Annotated in this window: 17 protein-coding genes; 10 read left to right on the top strand and 7 right to left on the bottom strand. The window is 34.6% G+C overall.

Annotation, left to right across the window (positions count from 1 at the left end):
- The 5 genes from ABJI11_RS10145 to ABJI11_RS10125 all read right to left on the bottom strand — a co-directional run.
- The coding region (locus ABJI11_RS10145; protein WP_348351787.1) for an alpha-amylase family glycosyl hydrolase at positions 1-1,288 on the bottom strand (1,288 nt) is incomplete at its 3' end.
- Between the two features lie 51 nt (positions 1,289-1,339).
- A complete protein-coding gene (locus ABJI11_RS10140) occupies positions 1,340-2,110 on the bottom strand; it encodes a carboxypeptidase-like regulatory domain-containing protein (RefSeq protein ID WP_348351785.1) in 771 nt (256 codons plus the stop codon).
- A gap of 74 nt (positions 2,111-2,184) precedes the next feature.
- A complete protein-coding gene (locus ABJI11_RS10135; RefSeq protein ID WP_348351783.1) occupies positions 2,185-4,002 on the bottom strand; it encodes a DEAD/DEAH box helicase in 1,818 nt (605 codons plus the stop codon).
- 161 nt (positions 4,003-4,163) lie between these two features.
- Entirely contained in the window at positions 4,164-4,808 is a 645-nt protein-coding gene (locus ABJI11_RS10130; protein ID WP_348351781.1) for a DUF4337 domain-containing protein, read from the bottom strand.
- Positions 4,795-5,382: a non-canonical purine NTP diphosphatase gene (locus tag ABJI11_RS10125; RefSeq protein ID WP_348351779.1), complete on the bottom strand. Its 588-nt coding sequence runs from the start codon at positions 5,380-5,382 to the stop codon at positions 4,795-4,797. Before ABJI11_RS10125 ends, ABJI11_RS10130 begins: the two co-directional genes overlap by 14 nt.
- Positions 5,383-5,441: 59 nt before the next feature.
- Between ABJI11_RS10125 and ABJI11_RS10120 the strand changes: the two genes are divergently transcribed.
- From ABJI11_RS10120 to ABJI11_RS10095, 6 genes are all read left to right on the top strand, one after another.
- On the top strand, positions 5,442-5,894 hold the full coding sequence (locus ABJI11_RS10120) for an isoprenylcysteine carboxylmethyltransferase family protein (RefSeq protein WP_276492642.1): 453 nt from the start codon (positions 5,442-5,444) through the stop codon (positions 5,892-5,894).
- Between the two features lie 99 nt (positions 5,895-5,993).
- Complete coding sequence (locus ABJI11_RS10115; protein WP_348351776.1) at positions 5,994-6,599, top strand: SatD family protein; 606 nt, start codon at positions 5,994-5,996, stop codon at positions 6,597-6,599.
- A gap of 2 nt (positions 6,600-6,601) precedes the next feature.
- On the top strand, positions 6,602-7,309 hold the full coding sequence (locus ABJI11_RS10110) for a DUF3307 domain-containing protein (RefSeq protein WP_348351774.1): 708 nt from the start codon (positions 6,602-6,604) through the stop codon (positions 7,307-7,309).
- A 44-nt stretch (positions 7,310-7,353) separates the two neighbouring features.
- Entirely contained in the window at positions 7,354-8,097 is a 744-nt protein-coding gene (locus ABJI11_RS10105) for an alpha/beta hydrolase (RefSeq protein ID WP_348351772.1), read from the top strand.
- A gap of 140 nt (positions 8,098-8,237) precedes the next feature.
- Positions 8,238-10,130: a phosphoglycerate dehydrogenase gene (serA, locus tag ABJI11_RS10100; RefSeq protein ID WP_348351770.1), complete on the top strand. Its 1,893-nt coding sequence runs from the start codon at positions 8,238-8,240 to the stop codon at positions 10,128-10,130.
- 170 nt (positions 10,131-10,300) lie between these two features.
- Positions 10,301-11,119, top strand: a complete 819-nt coding sequence (locus tag ABJI11_RS10095) for a type IV pili methyl-accepting chemotaxis transducer N-terminal domain-containing protein (RefSeq protein ID WP_348351768.1) — start codon at positions 10,301-10,303, stop codon at positions 11,117-11,119.
- Between the two features lie 28 nt (positions 11,120-11,147).
- Here ABJI11_RS10095 and rlmH read toward each other — a convergent pair whose 3' ends face one another.
- On the bottom strand, positions 11,148-11,621 hold the full coding sequence (gene rlmH, locus ABJI11_RS10090) for a 23S rRNA (pseudouridine(1915)-N(3))-methyltransferase RlmH (RefSeq protein ID WP_348351766.1): 474 nt from the start codon (positions 11,619-11,621) through the stop codon (positions 11,148-11,150).
- Positions 11,622-11,686: 65 nt separating this feature from the next.
- Here rlmH and nadC point away from each other — a divergent pair, with 65 nt between their 5' ends.
- The 4 genes from nadC to priA are packed head-to-tail and all read left to right on the top strand — an operon-like array spanning position 11,687 to position 16,408.
- A complete protein-coding gene (gene nadC, locus ABJI11_RS10085; protein WP_348351764.1) occupies positions 11,687-12,544 on the top strand; it encodes a carboxylating nicotinate-nucleotide diphosphorylase in 858 nt (285 codons plus the stop codon).
- Positions 12,544-13,512 carry a YihY/virulence factor BrkB family protein gene (locus ABJI11_RS10080; RefSeq protein WP_348351762.1) on the top strand — a complete coding sequence of 323 codons (969 nt, stop codon included), beginning with the start codon at positions 12,544-12,546 and terminating at the stop codon, positions 13,510-13,512. The genes nadC and ABJI11_RS10080 overlap by 1 nt, the downstream gene beginning before the upstream one ends.
- Positions 13,509-13,949 carry a DUF2147 domain-containing protein gene (locus ABJI11_RS10075; RefSeq protein WP_276492651.1) on the top strand — a complete coding sequence of 147 codons (441 nt, stop codon included), beginning with the start codon at positions 13,509-13,511 and terminating at the stop codon, positions 13,947-13,949. Before ABJI11_RS10080 ends, ABJI11_RS10075 begins: the two co-directional genes overlap by 4 nt.
- A gap of 2 nt (positions 13,950-13,951) precedes the next feature.
- Positions 13,952-16,408 (top strand): primosomal protein N', encoded by a 2,457-nt coding sequence (priA, locus tag ABJI11_RS10070; protein WP_348351760.1) that lies wholly within the window; start codon positions 13,952-13,954, stop codon positions 16,406-16,408.
- Between the two features lie 55 nt (positions 16,409-16,463).
- Here the strand turns inward: priA and ABJI11_RS10065 are convergent, their stop codons facing one another.
- Positions 16,464-17,156 (bottom strand): LytTR family DNA-binding domain-containing protein, encoded by a 693-nt coding sequence (locus ABJI11_RS10065; RefSeq protein WP_027067302.1) that lies wholly within the window; start codon positions 17,154-17,156, stop codon positions 16,464-16,466.
- Positions 17,157-17,381: the final 225 nt, after the last annotated feature.

The following is a 17,381-nucleotide window of genomic DNA, read 5'->3' as shown; positions in this document are numbered from 1 at the left end:
CAGTTTCATCACCATAATAGATTTGTGAAGCTCCAGGGGTCAGCAATAAAACGTTAGCCGCTCTTTTGGGGTTTGCTCTCTCTTGGTCAAAAGGTTGACCGTCATCATGAGAGGTAAGGTAGTTTAATACGCTCTTATCTTTAAAAGTAGTATGTAATAGTTTACTGTATTTGGTAAAAATTGTTTCATAATCCTTTTCGGCATCTGTCTTTAATTCAAAATTTATAAGACTTTTAAATCCATTATCAAAGTAGTTGACTTTTTTGTCCCCAAGGTCAAATTCTTGTCCGCCAGAAATGCCATAATTATAAACTTCGCCAACCATATAAAAAGGGTTGTTGTCTAAAACTTTGTCTTTATTTTTCTTTTTCCAAAGTTCAAATGCCAAAGCAGCTTCTTTGTATAGTTCTGCCCAGGAATTTTCATTGGCGTGCTTTACCGTATCTACTCTAAAGCCATCCACACCGTATTTGTTTACATAGTCTGTAAGCCATTTAATAATATAAAAACGAGGAGCTCTAGGGTAGCCTGTTCTATCAAAAAATAATTCAAGTTCATCAAGCTCTTCACTTAATCTACCTTCAGTTTTCCATTTGGCAAGTAAGGCATCTGGCAAATTAACGGCAGCATCAGATTCCGTGCGTATGTCAGGAAGGTTGGCAACTAATGTACATGCTGTAGTGTTTTCATAAGTGATGAATTCGCAAGTAGGTGAGGTGCGTACCCATTCATCTGGCCATACGGGATCTTCTTTTGTTATAGGTCCGGTATGATTTAAGACAACGTCCAATAAAATCCTAATTCCATTTTTATGAGCTGTTTTTATTAATGTGTTAAGGTCTTTGCTAGTACCAAAATTGGGGTCAAGGCTGGTCCAGTCCTTAGCCCAATAACCATGATAGCCGTAGGTGTTACCTGTACCTTCATCCGTAGCGCCATGAATTTGCTCTACCACGGGCGTAAACCAAATAGCATTTACACCAAGGTCCGTAAAATAGCCTTCATTAATTTTGTCCGTAATTCCTTGAATATCTCCGCCTAAGAATCCTCTTAGTTTCCCAGTTTCTTCATCACGTTCAAAATTTAGATCGTTAGCTGTATTTCCGTTGTTAAAACGGTCGGTAAGAAGAAAATATACTGTAGCGGCTTCCCATTGAAAATTGGGGTTCTTTTTAGAAACTTCAATTGAATCTTTAATTACGGCAATAGTTTCTGATTTTTCTTTGCTCTTAGGTTGGCAAGAAATCAACACTATAAAAAATAGCCCTAGTAAAAATACGTTTTTCATTTCCCAGTTATTTGCAATAAAGCTATAACAAGGATTCCATTTTAAAAAATATTATTTCCTTCTATTAAGAACTTTGTATTCCTCATAACAACTACTGATAGCGTCAAGAATCTGGAGGTCGTTGGCTGTCGTAATAAAAGATTTAGAATAATTGCAGTTATTTAAAATGTCTTGAATATCTACTTTTTCTAATTGAAGGAACTCTGTAAGCGTTTCCCTATCAAATTTTGAGGCGAGAAGGTTACGAATATCATCATCTTCTCTCATTTGTCTAAGCTTGCGCATTTGTGCAGGTTTTTTGCCAAAGAGGTTTCGCAATAAATCTGCGGGGTTTAGAATGGCTCCCAAAACCTTTGTTACGGCACTTGGGTTTTTATTACCGCCTTCATAGCTCACGCCTAAGCCAGAGATACTATATTGGTAAGCATTGTTAATAGGAAGGTTTTTAACGTCAATTTCAAGATACCCTGTAAGCTGATAAGGTCTAACAATAACTTCTTCAAGAGCATAAGCAAGCTCAGTCAATGCTATTTCGGTATTTTCAAACTTGAACATATCATTGGTTACCCTAATTTTTTGCGATTTAAATCCTAGAAAGGAAAAATATAAAGTATCGTTTACTGCTGCGGTAATTGAAAATTCTCCTTTTTCATTAGTAATAGTTCCAAAAACTTGGTTAAGATTTACTACGTGAACACTTTCTAGCGGTTCATTGGATTGTGCGTTTATAACAACAGCGTTCAAGCGTTGACCTTCATCTGTTTCTTGTGAGAAACCTATAAAAGATAACAATATAAATGTGAGCGATAAAAAGTATTTCATTGTACTAACAGCGTAATTAGGTTACAAACAAAACAAAAAAAATACGCCGAAGCGTATTTTTAATATACAATTAACTAAAAGAAATCTCCCTTTCTTTTGTTGCTACGTCTTTTTCCGGAGTTAGGACTGCTAGATTCACTACGGTCGCGTCTTCTGCCTTTAGACTCGCCACCGCCATCTCTTCTGCCTCTTCCGCCACGGTCATCATCTCTTCGGCCGCCGCTTCTTTTGCCTCTAAAGCCGCCACCGCCGCTTCTTCTTCGGTTACCGCCGCCACCTGGGTTTTTAGAAACTTCTACATTAACAAATCTTCCATCAACTTTAAACTCAGTGAATTTTTCTAGAATTTGTTGGGTAGCTTCACTTTCTGTATTAAAAAATGAAAAACTTTCCTTTACATCAACTTTAAAGACATCTTCTTGTCCAAGTCCTACTGTATCTCTAATAAAGTCTTTAAGAGACATCCAATCATAACCATCTTTTTCACCAACGTTTATGAAATAACGAACAGCGCCACTAGTTGGTATTTCACCACCTCTTCGACCGTCACTTCTTTCTCTGCCGCTGTCAGAAGAATTTAAATCTTTAGACTTATTATAGTAGTTAGAGAACCTTGTAAATTCAGCAGATATTAATTTCTTTATTAATTCCTCACGATCTATACCTTCTAAAATCTCATTGATTTCAGGTAAATAAGGATCAACATCAGAATTAGTTTCAGTATCCTTTATTTTATTGGCTAAGTGATGTAATTGAATGCCACATATTTCCATTCCCGTAGGAACTTTTTTCAATTCAAATTTTTGATTGATTTTGTTCTCTATAGCTCTAATCTTACGTTGTTCGCCACGAGTAACAAGAACCATCGATATACCAGATTTACCAGCTCTACCTGTTCTACCACTACGGTGTGTATAGGTTTCGATTTCATCTGGTAATTGGTAATTGATAACATGTGTAATGTCATCAACATCAATACCACGTGCAGCAACATCAGTAGCTACAAGCATTTGAATTTGTCTTTTACGAAAAGAGTTCATCACCAAATCTCTTTGGTTCTGACTTAAATCTCCATGTAAAGCACCTGCGTTGTAACCGTCTTCGATTAAATTTTCGGCAACTTTTTGAGTATCACGTTTCGTTCTACAGAAAATAACTGCAAATATATCTGGGTTTGTATCAGCTAATCTTTTTAAAGCTGGGTAACGATCTCTACCACCAACAACATAATACTCATGTTGTACGGTTGATGCTCCAGAGTTTTTTGCACCCACTGTAATTTCTTGTGGAGAATGCATGAATTTTTTAGCAATAGTAGCTACTTCTCTAGGCATCGTTGCAGAGAACAACCATGTTGATTTTTCATCGGGCGTACCAGAAAGAATATCTTTTATATCTTCCATGAAGCCCATGTTCAGCATTTCATCAGCCTCATCTAGAACACAATAGTCTATGTTCGAGATATCAACAAGACGTCTACTGATCATATCTTTCATTCGACCAGGGGTAGCAACAATAATTTGCGCACCTCTTTTAATTTGTCTTGCTTGGTCTGTAATACTTGCACCACCATAAATGGCGACTACATTGATATTACGCTCGTATTTTGAATACGCTTGCATTTCTTTCGTGATCTGTAAGCATAGCTCACGAGTAGGTGATAGTATTAAACCTTGTGTGGTTCTACTATTACTATCAATTTTTTGAATTAATGGAAAACCAAATGCTGCGGTTTTTCCCGTACCTGTTTGCGCTAGGGCAACTAGATCGGTTTCACTTTCCAATAAAATTGGGATTGCTTTTTCTTGTACTTCTGATGGGCTTTCAAAACCCATATCAGTAATAGCATCTAATAAGGACTTCTGCAGTCCCAGTGCTTCAAACTTTGTCATAAATATGTTATACTAAATCGCAAATATGAATGTTGCATAGAGCGATTATCGTATATAACCTATTTAGACTCAGGGCAACACATGCTATACCAGCGGCGTTAATTAAGCGGCAAAGGTACTGCTAATAATTGAATCAGTATAATTTAATTGAAAAAGTAATCTTACGGTGCCAGCATATAGCCATATATAGAAAGGAAAGTACCTGTAATACCAAAGGTGATCATTAATACTATTAACCCTTTTTGTAGCACAGGATTGTCGTAAATGATAATACATACAGCACCAAGAACAATACATATTTGAAAGAATAGTAAGGCGTAGTCAAATCTTTTAGTGGCATAATCATAGGTTTTTGTCAGTTGCTCCCATTGTTTAACTCCTGTGATTACACCCATTTTTCCTTCTATATCTTGTACCCAGTTTTCTTCACCTACAGCAGAAGATCCTAATAGAATTTCAGTCTTCTCAGATTCATATTTAGAAATTTTATTTTCAACATTGGCCATTTTAAGTTCAATGGTCGCAATTTTGTCACCTGTGACTATACCACTTTCAATTAAAGCTTTTAAATAATCGAGTTCACTTTCTTTAAGACTCTCTTTAATACTTTTAGACTGGTACCAGCTAGAGTAGCTTACCACATTATTATGGGCAATCATCATTTCTTCTTCTAGTTCGCCGTTTACCATTTGTGAAATTGCCATAAGAGCGGCAAATATTGCTATAAGTACACCACCAATTGCTTCTGCACGTTCAGATGCAACTGATACTTCTACTGTTTCATTATTTTTTTTACCCTGTAACATGAATACTGTTTAAATATGCAATCAATTTTTTAAAAGCTTGTGCTCTGTGGCTTATCTCATTTTTAATGGATAAAGGTAATTCTGCAAATGTTTTCGAATATCCATTTGGTTGAAAAATAGGGTCGTAACCAAAACCGTTTACACCACTTTTTATTTCCGTTATGATACCCTCAATTTTTCCCTCAAATATATGTGTTTTACCATTTAGGTTTAATGCAATTACGGTTTTGAAGTAGGCAGATCTATTTTTTTCACCATTAAGATTGGTCAGCAGCTTGTCCATATTTGCATTAGAATCATTGTGGGGACCTGCATAACGTGCAGAGTACACGCCGGGATCTCCGTTTAGGGAGTTCACTAAAAGTCCCGTATCATCGGCAAAACAAGATAGGTCATAGTTGTTGGTTACAAAGTCCGCTTTTAGTTTAGCGTTGCCCTCAAGGGTTGTTGCTGTTTCAGGTATATCTGTAGTACAACCTATGGTTTCCAAATTTATGAGTTCTATTTGGGATGGGACCAAAGGTTGAACCTCTTTTAGTTTGTTAGGATTGTGGGTAGCAAAAACTAGCTTCATGGGAACAATTTGGAATCTGGTTTGTCAATTTACAGCATCAAAAGTAGTAATTTTATAAAATGGAGTTAAAAGTACCACCTGCTTTAGTGTTTTTATGTTTTGGATTGATGATGTATCTATTGGCAAAATTTTTACCAATTGGTTATTTTGATTTCTTTGGAAAGCTATTATTAACAAAGATTTTAATAGGTCTGGGAGTGGTGATTGCACTCTTTGCTTTATTTCAATTTAAAAAAGCAAGTACAACCATAGATCCTACAAAACCAGATAAAGCTTCTAACTTGGTGGTTAACGGCATCTTTAAATATTCTAGAAACCCAATGTACTTAGCGCTTCTTCTTTTGTTGTTGGCTTTAGGTGTATTCTTGGGTAATGCTTTCAATACGTTGATCGCTGCTGGGTTTGTAAGCTATATGAATCGTTTTCAGATTATACCTGAAGAACGAATTCTCTTAGATAAATTTGGGCGTTCCTTCAAAGATTATTGTATATTAACCAGACGCTGGTTTTAATTCAGATTTTATTTTTTTCACATTACCGACTACGCTTATAATTATAAATATTAACTAATTTGCTTATAATTTAATATATTAGCGTTTTAACTAATAATCATGATAGCTATAATTACCGGAGATATTATTAATTCTGAAAACCATCCTAGTGCTCAATGGATGGATTTATTGAAGAATTATTTCAATCAATTTGGAGCATCACCAATGAATTGGGAGATTTATAGAGGTGATGAATTTCAGCTAAAGGTTACAGAAAAAAATGCTTTGTTCACGGCTATTCGTATAAAGGCAATGCTAAAAACAATTAAAGGCTTAGATGTTAGAATGGGTATTGGTATAGGCTTAGAGACCTATATTGGCACCGGTGTAACGGAATCTAACGGACCTGCATACCAAAGATCTGGGCGTAATTTTGAAACTCTTAAAGAAAGTAAAGTAAATCTTAGTATTGCAACCGGAGAAAAGGCACATGACCGTACATTAAATTTAATGTTGCGTTTAGCTTTAGATTTTATGGATGATTGGAGCGTTGTTTCTGCAGAAATTGTAACACTGTCGCTAGACTATCCTCATTATTCACAAAAAGAAATTGCACAACAGTTAGGTATAAAACAGTCTGCTGTAAGTCAGCGTTTAAAAAGAGCAAGATTAGATTTGGTTTTAGATGTATTATCATATTATAAAGAATTAATTACCGGTAAATAAATATGTTGATTTTTATAAAACTAATATTGGCCCATTTAATAGGAGACTTTGTTTTACAACCTACAAGATGGGTACTTCACAAGCAAGCAAATAAGATAAAATCTAAATTTCTATACGTACATGTATTATTGCATTTTACATTATATATGCTTCTCTTGTGGGATTTGTCACTATATAAAATAGCATTAACGGTAACCGTGGCACATTTTGGTATTGATGCGCTAAAACTGTATGCAAATGACTGGTTCAAGAGTAAAAGCGTTCCGTTTTTTATAGATCAAATATTGCATGTACTCGTAATATATTGCTGTGCATTTTACACTGATTTATATGCTCATACCTTATCACTTTTTGAAAATTTAGACTGGTATTTAATAACGGCAATTGTATTTGTAACCTATCCGGCGGCAATTATAATGGGTATGATTTTAGAAGGAATGTCCAATCAAATTGAAACCGATCATAAATCGCTTCCAAATGCTGGAAAGTATATTGGTATAATAGAAAGATTATTTGTTTTGATTTTTATAGTACTCGGTAGATGGGAAGTTATTGGTTTATTGATTGCGGCAAAATCTGTTTTTAGGTTCAATGACCTTAAAGAACGCAATAATAGAAAGCTGACGGAGTATATCTTAATAGGGACTTTAGTAAGCTTTGGTTTGGCAATCTTGGCAGGTCTTTTGTATACATCTCAAATAAAGGTATAATGGTTTCAAGGTATTTCTTCATCTGTTTGTTACTAGTATCTATTTTGCAAAAAGCTAATTCTCAATTCAATAAATTTCAGTCGTTTGATGGTGTACAAATTGCCTATACCGATGAAGGTAAGGGAGAGGTTGTTTTGTTGTTGCACGGATTTATAAATTCTAGAAAATCTTGGGATAAAACAGAATTAAAACAAGATTTACTTAAAGCCGGTTACCGGGTAATCATTCCTGACTTACGAGGTAACGGAGATTCTGACAAACCGCAAAATGAAGAAGCATATCAAAACAATGCCGAGGTGAGAGATTTGGTGCTGTTGATGAATCATTTAGATATCGACGGGTATAAAGCTATTGGTTATTCTAGAGGAAGTATTGTATTGGCAAAACTTTTGACACAAGAGTCTAGAATTAAAAAAGCTGTTTTGGGAGGAATGGGAATAGATTTTACGAATCCCAACTGGGATAGAAGATTTATGTTCTCTAAAGCTTTTAATGGCGATGTAAATGATGAAACCAAAGGTGCTGTTGATTATGCAAAATCTATAAATGCAGATTTACGCTCGTTGCATTTGCAGCAAAAGTTTCAACCGGTAACCTCAATTGATGAATTAAATAAAATAAAAATAGACGTTTTGGTGATTTGTGGAGATAAGGATAATGATAACGGTGATTCTAAAGAGTTAAGTAATGCTTTTAAAAATGGGAGTTTAGAAAGAGTACCGGGAGATCATAATGGTACATATAGAACTAAAGAATTCTCATTATCGGTTCTTCAATATTTAGACTAAAAGCTTGTCATTTTGTCAATTTGCATCAGAACATAACCTTTTTGTTTTATTTATAGGATATCATTTATCAGGATAAATTAAATTTTTACTTTTGCTACTTATTTTAATAACAAAAATTCTTATCCACCCAAAAGAGAATAATGGTAGAAGTTAGTAGAAAATACGTTTTTGATTTTGACAGTACGTTGACTAGGGTAGAAGCATTAGATGTCCTTGCCGAAATGACTTTAGAAGGAAGATCCAACAAAGACGAGGTTATTAAAGAAATTCAAAAAATAACCAATTTAGGTATAGATGGCGATATTTCGTTTACTGAGTCGTTGGAGCGTAGAATTAAGTTGTTGCATGCTAAAAAGGAAGATTTAGACGGTTTGGTAGATAACCTTAGAAATAAAATATCTAAGTCTATCGCTGCCAATAAAGAGTTTTTTGAAAAGTATGCAGATGATATTTATGTAATATCCTGCGGATTTAAAGAGTTTATAGACCCTATTGTAGAAGAATACAATATACCATCTGATCGAGTGTATGCGAATACGTTTAAATTCGACGAAGATGGCAATATCATCGGTTTTGATGAAAAAAATGTACTATCTCAGCACAATGGCAAAATTGATTGCTTAAAGCAGATGAATTTGGACGGAGAAGTTCAAGTGATTGGAGATGGTTACAGTGATTATGTAATGCGCGAAGCAGGTATCGCAGATAAGTTTTTTGCATATACCGAAAACGTGCATAGAGAAAAAGCCGCTAACAATGCGGATTATGTTACACCAAGTTTAGATGAATTTTTATTTGTGAACAAATTGCCAAGAAATATCTCGTACCCAAAGAATAGAATTAAGGTTCTATTATTAGAAAATGTGCACACCGCTGCATTTGATAATTTATCAGAAGACGGTTTTTCCGTTGAATTGATTAAACATAGTTTATATGAAGAAGAGCTGTTAGAAAAAATTAAGGGCGTTCATGTTCTTGGTATCCGTTCTAAAACCCAGGTAACACAAACGGTTTTAGACGCTGCTGATAAATTGTTGGTAGTTGGTGCTTTTTGTATAGGTACCACTCAAATAGATTTAGAAACTGCCAAGAAAAAAGGTGTTGTAGTTTTTAATGCTCCTTATAGCAATACAAGGTCTGTAGTAGAATTGGCCATAGGTGAAATCATTATGTTAATGCGTAGTGTGTTTGATCGTAGTAGGGAGATTCATGAAGGGCAATGGCAAAAAACGGCAGCAGGCTCAAGAGAGGTTCGTGGTAAGAACTTAGGTATAGTAGGTTATGGTAACATTGGTAAGCAATTATCAGTTTTGGCAGAAGCTATGGGTATGCGTGTATATTACTATGACGTTGATGATAAATTAGCGTTAGGTAATGCGGTTAAATGCAATTCTTTAGAAGATTTGTTAAATGTGTCTGATGTGGTTACGTTGCATATAGACGACAATAAGGCAAACAAAAACTTTATTGGAGCACGAGAAATAAAGCAAATGAAGAAAGGTGCCATGCTGATTAATCTTTCTAGAGGTTTCGTTGTTGATATCGATGCTTTGGCAGAAGGGTTAAAAGATGGTCATGTTGGTGGTGCAGCGGTAGACGTTTATCCAGATGAGCCAAGAAGTAACGGTGAGTTCAAAACCAAACTGCAAGGTTTCCCTAACGTAATTCTTACTCCGCATGTTGGTGGTAGTACAGAAGAAGCGCAACGCGATATAGCTGATTTTGTTCCTAATAAAATAATGGATTATATTAACTCTGGTAACACGGTAGATGCAGTTAATTTCCCAAATATTCGTTTGCCAAAACAGAATAAATCACACAGATTCTTGCATATTCATAAGAATGTACCTGGTATAATGGCTAAAATAAATAAGGTTTTGGCGGAGTACGAATTAAACATCTCAAGTCAATATCTTTCTACTGATAGTGAGGTAGGTTATGTGATAACAGATTTAGATAAAGAGTATAATAAAGATGTAATTAAAGCTTTAAGAAAAGTAGAAAATACTATCAAGTTTAGAGTATTGTACTAGTTTGCTTTTAATGGAGTAGCGATTAGTCGACATATAAATTTTTATATCTAAAGTGCAAGTTGAAAAACTTGCACTTTTTTTGCTTAATTTTTCGATGGTTTTACAACATTTCCAATTCTTAAAGGTTATGATAGTAGCAGAATTATCGTTTGTAGGAAATATCTTTAACTATGTGGAAAAAGATTTTATCGAAATTAAAATCTGGTAAAAGTTTCAATAACTATTACCTGTTGGTTTTTACTGTAATTGTATTAACGATAGTAATACAGTCTATAATACAGTATTCTCTGGCTAGGCAACAGCAAGATGCATTAAGAATAAATGTGGCAGGTAGGCAAAGAATGTTGTCTCAGTCAATTGTTAAAAGTGTATACGAATGTAGATTTGGTACCTGTGATTATGGACAGTTGCGTTTGGCAATGAATAAATTTTCAAATGCCAACAAAGCATTGCAAGAAGGTAATGACGCCACCGGAATTCCAAAGTTGGATAATGATGAAATCCAAAAAAACTTTGATAGGCTACAACCACACTTGAGTTTTATTTTAGAAACAACGAATAACTTCCAAAAATTAGAATCGGTAGATTTAGAAAGATTATCTGCTGAAGCTGATAAATTTCTTGTGGTCATGGATATTATTGTTGATCAATTTCAAAAAGCTTCAGAAGAAGATATTAGTACCTTGATGATTATTGAGTTGGAATTGGCTGTTTTTTCTTTATTGATTTTAATAGTAGAAATATTCTTTTTTATTAATCCATCTATTAAGAAAATAACTATTCAAAATCAGAAATTAAAAGAAATAGCTTGGCACCAAACGCATGCTTTTAATTCTCACATGAAAAATATTAAGAATTACAATCATGTTCTTAAAATAGAAAAGAATTTGGACCATAAAGAAGAGCTTATCTCATATCTAATGGAAGAACTTACAGATTTGGAAGGTGTTTCTGAGAACATGGTAAAATCACTTGAAAAGCAAGCTTAATCAGAGGTGATTGTATGTGGGCTTTGTTTTATTGATGATGATAGGGTTCATTTTTTAAAATGGTAAACCCTCTATAAATTTGCTCTGTAATAAATAAGCGCACCATTTGATGGGAAAAGGTCATTTTAGATAAACTTATCTTTCCGGCAGCTTTCGCATAAATTTCACTACTAAACCCATAAGGTCCTCCTATTAAAAATACCAATTGCTTAATGCCAGAATTCATTTTCTTCTGTAAAAAGGTAGAAAATTCAACAGAGGTATACTGTTTTCCTTTTTCATCAAAAAGTATTAAAACATCTGTAGAAGATAACCTCTTAAGAATAAGTTCACCTTCTTTATCTTTTTGTTGATCTTCAGATAGGTTTTTAGTCTTTTTAAGATCGGGAATCAGTTCAATTTCAAAATTGATATAATGCTGTAATCGCTTTTGATATACCTCAATGAGTTCTTGTAATTGAGAACTATCGGTTTTGCCAATGGCTAAAAGTTTTATAGTCATACGTCAAAAGTAAATCAATTTCGCAAATGGATTTGTAAATTAGCAATACAATAGATTTAATACATATGATTTCAGAAGAACAATTTAAAGAAGAGATTACATTAATCATAGCAAATGCCATTAGAGAAGATGTAGGTGATGGTGATCACAGTTCACTGGCATGTATACCGGATACTGCAACAGGCAAGGCCAAATTGTTGGTAAAGGATGAAGGGATAATTGCTGGGGTAGATTTTGCTGAGCTTGTATTTTATTTTGTTGACCCAAATTTGAAAATAGAAAAATTAATAGAAGATGGTACACCTGTAAGTCACGGTGATATTGTGTTTTACATAGAAGGTAGCTCTCAAAGTATTTTAAAGGCGGAGCGACTGGTTTTGAACGCAATGCAAAGAATGAGCGCCATTGCTACAAAAACCAATATGTTCGTTAATCTCTTGCAAGGTACGGGTACAAAGATTCTAGATACTAGAAAAACTACACCGGGTATACGTGCATTAGAGAAATGGGCGGTAAAAATTGGAGGTGGTGAAAATCATAGGTTTGCCTTGTATGATATGATTATGCTAAAGGATAACCATATTGATTTTGCTGGCGGAATTACCAAGGCAATAGATAAGACCAAAAACTATCTACAAGAAACAGGTCGTGATTTAAAAATCATCGTTGAAGCTAGAAATTTAGATGAAATCAAAGAAATTTTAGAGTCTGAAGGCGTGTATCGTATATTGATAGATAATTTCAATTATGAAGATACGCGTACTGCCGTAAAATTAATAGGAGACACTTGTTTAACTGAATCTTCTGGAGGTATAAATGAAAAAACTATTCGTGAGTATGCGGAATGCGGAGTGGATTATATTTCTTCAGGGGCATTGACACATTCGGTTTATAATTTAGATTTGAGTTTAAAAGCAGTTTAATGTCTTTAGAGGTCGAAGAAAAGCTAGAAAAAATTCCTATTGTAAATTGGTTCGTCAGGTTGTTAAAACAAATCAGGCTACCCGGTTTTGAAGGGCTTTCTGTTTATGACCTTATTGAAATGTACGTACTTGGTATATTAAGGGGTACGTTGTCAACACGCGCCAGTGCTATTGCCTTTAGTTTATTTATGGCACTGTTTCCGTTATTGATTTTCATGGTTACCCTAGTACCATTTTTAGTGTCGTACATTAGTATTGAACATGGCGATTTCGATGTTCAGTTTCAGCTATTTTTAGAATCTTTTTTACCTAGCGCCACCGGTGATTATTTTGGTGAGGTATTTCAACAAATAAAAGATCAAAAACGCGGTGGTTTGCTGTCATCAGCTTTTTTACTTTCTATTTTTTTGATCGCTAACGGGGTTAACTCTATTTTTGGTGGCTTTGAGACATCTTATCATATAGAATTGACAAGACATTTTTTTAGACAATATTTATACGCTTTAATGGTAGGATTGATTTTGGCGATATTAATAATAGTAGGTTTTGTAGCCTATATTTACTTTGAGTTTTATGTACTTGGTTATTTGTCAGAGTTTGCGGCTAAACGAGGTGGGTATATATTGGGTGAAGATGAAGTGGTGGGTGTACATATAGCAAAAGTGCTATTTTTTATAATTCTGTCTTATTTTACAACAGCAATTCTATATTATTTTGGTACACAAGAAGGTAAGCAAGCAAAATTCTTTTCTTTTGGCGCTTTAATGACGACAACATTGTTTTTGTTGACCTCATATTTATTTGGAATTTACGTTGAAAAGTTCGCTAGATACAATGAATTATATGGAGCGTTAGGAGGATTATTGATTTTAATGGTCTACATATGGTTAAATTCTAATATATTGCTACTTGGGTTTGAGCTGAACGCATCACTCAATACTTTACGTAAAATCACTAAAAAAGAATGATAAATAAAACCGTACAACTAAGTATTTTATTCATAGTATTTGTTTCAATGAGCATTTCTGCTCAATCTGTCTTTGGTACATGGAAAACAATAGATGACCGAACAGGGTTGCCAAAGGGTGTTATTGAAATCTATAAGAAAGATGGCAAAATGTACGGTAAGGTCGTAAAGATTTTGGAAGAAGGACAAGAAGATAGAATTTGTGATAAATGTGACGGGGACTTAAAAGATAAACCGGTAACCGGTATGGAAATCATTACTGGTGGTGAATTGCACGATGATGGAGAATGGAAGGGAAAGCGTTTGTTTGATCCAGAGCAGGCTATGACCTTTCGTTTTAAAATTTGGCTCAATCCAGATAATCCAGATGAGTTGAAAGTGCGTGGTTATTTGGCATTTATCTATAGAACCCAAACATGGCTACGGGTTGAAGGATAACTATGGCGAACTTTATTAATGTAATATTACCTATTCCGCTAGAGAAAAGTTTTACGTATAGTATTACTGCAGAAGAAGCTGCACTACTTCGTCCAGGTATGCGCGTAGCGGTACCTTTTGGTAAATCAAAGATATATACCGGTATAGTTCAAAGTGTTCACCAGAATCCGCCAGAGGTCTATGAGGCAAAGGAAATTCATGAGTTATTAGATGATTATCCTATTGTAAATCCTACTCAATTAAAACATTGGGAATGGATAGCTTCCTATTACATGTGTACTTTAGGGGAAGTGGTGCGTAGTGCATTACCAGGAGCATTTCTGTTGGAGAGCGAGACATTGGTTCTTAGAAATACCGAATATGAGATAGATGAAAATACACTGTTAGATGATGAATTTTTGGTGTTTGAAGCTTTACAGCATCAAGCTATATTAAAAGTACAAGAAGTTTCTGCTATTATAGAGCGTAAAAATGTATTGCCAATTCTACAGCGATTATTAGAGAAAAAAGTAATTGTTTTAAAAGAAGAGGTGTATGAACAGTACAAACCAAAATTGGTAAGGTACGTTAAATTGGGGGCAGAACATACATCTGACGAAAAATTAGAAGAGCTTTTAAAAACATTGACCAGAGCGCCAAAGCAAAGTCAGGTGGTACTTTCGCTGTTTCAATTACAGGGGAAAAGTCAAAGTCCTATAAAAGTTTCAGAGCTTGAAGCATCTAGCAATACTTCTAAAGCTGTGATAAAATCACTTGTAAATAAAGGAGTTTTAGAAGAATATTTTATTAAGACCGATAGGGTTAATTATGATGGCGAAGCTGATAATTCTGAAACTAAAGATTTAAACGAATATCAAGAAGCGGCACTGGTTGATATAAAATCATCGTTCAAATCAGGAAAAGTTACCTTGTTAAAAGGCGTTACTTCTTCTGGTAAGACTGAAGTTTATGTAAAGTTGATAGAAGAATGTCTGGAAAGAGGCTTGCAAGCATTGTACCTGCTACCTGAAATTGCGTTGACTACACAGCTAATTGGTAGGCTTCAAGAATATTTTGGAGATAAAATAGCAATTTACCATTCTAAATATAATGTTCAAGAGCGTGTAGAAGTTTGGCAAAATGTTTTACAGGCAAAACCTAAGGCACAATTGGTTATTGGTGCTAGATCTGCAATGTATTTACCCTTTAGTAAGTTAGGGTTGGTAATTATAGATGAGGAGCATGAGAGTTCTTTTAAGCAATTTGATCCGGCGCCAAGGTATCATGCAAGAGATGCGGCAATAGTTTTGGGACATTTGCATAAAGCAAATATTCTACTGGGTTCTGCAACACCAAGTGTAGAAAGTTATCATAATGCACAAACAGGTAAATATGGCTATGCAGAAATTACTAGACGCTATGGTAATGTCTTAATGCCAGAGATGGAATTGGTAGATATAAAAGAGGCGTCTAGAAAGAGAAAGATGAAGGGTCATTTCTCTGAACGCCTTTTTATGGAAATGGAAGAAACCCTGAATGAAGGTGCGCAAATTATACTTTTTCAAAATAGAAGGGGTTTTGCTCCATTGATGGAGTGTTTAACATGTGGTCATTCTCCGCAATGCCCAAATTGCGACGTTAGTTTAACATATCACCAATATAGAAATCAATTACGCTGCCATTACTGTGGTCATCATACAGCGTTACCAGAGGTTTGCTTTGCATGTGGTAGTCCAGAGTTAGATACCAAAGGTTTTGGAACAGAGCAAATAGAGAAAGAAGTGTCTGGCTTATTTCCTGAAGCCAAAGTTGGTAGAATGGATTTGGATACTACCCGTGGCAAACACGGTTATGAAAAAATAATTACTGCTTTTGAGCAAAAAGAAATTGATATTTTGGTGGGTACTCAGATGTTGACCAAGGGTCTAGATTTTAGAAATGTGAATTTGGTAGGTGTCATGAATGCAGATTCGTTATTGAATTTTCCAGATTATAGAGCTCATGAAAGAACGTATCAATTATTAACACAAGTATCGGGTAGGGCAGGGCGTACTAAAAAAAGAGGTCGTGTAATTATTCAGACGTATAATCCATATCACCAAATATTAAAACAAGTAACAACAGGTGATTATGAGGGTATGTATACTGAGCAGTTGTATGAAAGGGAGCAATTTAAATATCCGCCCGTCAATAGAATTATCAAAGTAACGTTCAAGCATAAAAATTATAATGTGCTTAATGATGCTGCAGATTGGTTTGCAGGTGCATTGCGTACTAATTTTGGTGGTACGGTTTTAGGGCCTGAATATCCGCCGGTAGCAAGGATAAGAAATCAATATTTAAAACATATCGTTATCAAAGTACAAAAAGTACATTCATTGGCACAGACAAAAGCCAATATTAGACGAATAGAAAAATCGTTTAAAGCAGTAGCTATGTATAGAAGTGTTAGGGTCATATATAATGTTGACCATATATAAACTAAAAAAGACCGCTATTAAGCAGTCTTTTTTGAAAGTAAAATTATACCATATATTATACGTTACTTAGCGCTTCGGCTAATTCTGTCTTTTTATTTCTACTTAGAGGTATTGATCTACCGCTAACTTCTACATTCTTACTATTGAATTTTTCAACCTTTTCAAGGTTAATGATGTAAGATTTGTGAATTCTTAAAAACTTGTCTTCTGGTAATTGCTTTTCAAAAGATTTCATTGTTGATAAGATTACGATATTGGCTTCGTCAGTTACTAGTTTTATATAGTCACCAAGTGCTTCTATCCACTTAATATCATTTAAAATAACCTTTCTTTTCTTAAGGTTGCTCTTTACAAAAATATGCTCTTCGTCTTCATTGACTCTGTGCAATTGTTCGTAATTGGCTACAGCTCTTTTAACAGATGCATCAAAACGTGCCATGGTGATCGGTTTATGTAAATAATCCGTTACATCATAGTCAAATGCTTTAAGTGCATAATCTGGTTTACCGGTAATCAAAATTACCTGAGGACTGTTTTCTAGGGACTCGAGTAGGTCAAATCCTGTGATAATTGGCATCTCAACATCAAGAAAAATAAGATCTATCTCATGGTTCTTGATTCCATTTTTAGCTTCGATAGCATTACTGTATTCGGCTACCATAGTTAAATTTGGATGATTGTTTACCAACTTGGCAACGGCCATCCTTTGCATAGATGAGTCGTCAACGATGATACTTCTTAACTTCATAAGGGTTGATTTGTGGGGTTAAATCATCGACAAAGAACCGAAAAAACATGCTGAACTGCAATAAAAGATGTGAACAATGCACTGTTGATCGTATATTTGGTAATGATATAATATTTAAGATTTGGTTTAATTTTTAATGTTGTTACCATTCAATAACGAAGAATATTCGCATTTCTTATATTTATTTTAAAAAAATATCTATTTTTGCACTCCTTAAAAACAAAT

This window comes from Maribacter sp. (genome assembly GCF_039968975.1).
Lineage (GTDB): Bacteria > Bacteroidota > Bacteroidia > Flavobacteriales > Flavobacteriaceae > Maribacter.
Note: the sequence above shows the minus strand (reverse complement) of the source record. Positions and strands in the feature narration are given on the sequence as shown.

Excerpts from the sequence above, each read along its gene's own strand:
- nadC (WP_348351764.1), top strand. The coding sequence starts at position 11,687 with ATGATTTCAGAAGAACAATTTAAAGAAGAGATTACATTAATCATAGCA.
- ABJI11_RS10095 (WP_348351768.1), top strand. The coding sequence starts at position 10,301 with ATGTGGAAAAAGATTTTATCGAAATTAAAATCTGGTAAAAGTTTCAAT.
- ABJI11_RS10065 (WP_027067302.1), bottom strand. The coding sequence starts at position 17,156 with ATGAAGTTAAGAAGTATCATCGTTGACGACTCATCTATGCAAAGGATG.
- priA (WP_348351760.1), top strand. The coding sequence starts at position 13,952 with ATGGCGAACTTTATTAATGTAATATTACCTATTCCGCTAGAGAAAAGT.
- ABJI11_RS10135 (WP_348351783.1), bottom strand. The coding sequence starts at position 4,002 with ATGACAAAGTTTGAAGCACTGGGACTGCAGAAGTCCTTATTAGATGCT.
- ABJI11_RS10125 (WP_348351779.1), bottom strand. The coding sequence starts at position 5,382 with ATGAAGCTAGTTTTTGCTACCCACAATCCTAACAAACTAAAAGAGGTT.
- ABJI11_RS10140 (WP_348351785.1), bottom strand. The coding sequence starts at position 2,110 with ATGAAATACTTTTTATCGCTCACATTTATATTGTTATCTTTTATAGGT.
- serA (WP_348351770.1), top strand. The coding sequence starts at position 8,238 with ATGGTAGAAGTTAGTAGAAAATACGTTTTTGATTTTGACAGTACGTTG.
- ABJI11_RS10080 (WP_348351762.1), top strand. The coding sequence starts at position 12,544 with ATGTCTTTAGAGGTCGAAGAAAAGCTAGAAAAAATTCCTATTGTAAAT.
- ABJI11_RS10130 (WP_348351781.1), bottom strand. The coding sequence starts at position 4,808 with ATGTTACAGGGTAAAAAAAATAATGAAACAGTAGAAGTATCAGTTGCA.
- ABJI11_RS10120 (WP_276492642.1), top strand. The coding sequence starts at position 5,442 with ATGGAGTTAAAAGTACCACCTGCTTTAGTGTTTTTATGTTTTGGATTG.
- ABJI11_RS10110 (WP_348351774.1), top strand. The coding sequence starts at position 6,602 with ATGTTGATTTTTATAAAACTAATATTGGCCCATTTAATAGGAGACTTT.
- ABJI11_RS10075 (WP_276492651.1), top strand. The coding sequence starts at position 13,509 with ATGATAAATAAAACCGTACAACTAAGTATTTTATTCATAGTATTTGTT.
- rlmH (WP_348351766.1), bottom strand. The coding sequence starts at position 11,621 with ATGACTATAAAACTTTTAGCCATTGGCAAAACCGATAGTTCTCAATTA.
- ABJI11_RS10115 (WP_348351776.1), top strand. The coding sequence starts at position 5,994 with ATGATAGCTATAATTACCGGAGATATTATTAATTCTGAAAACCATCCT.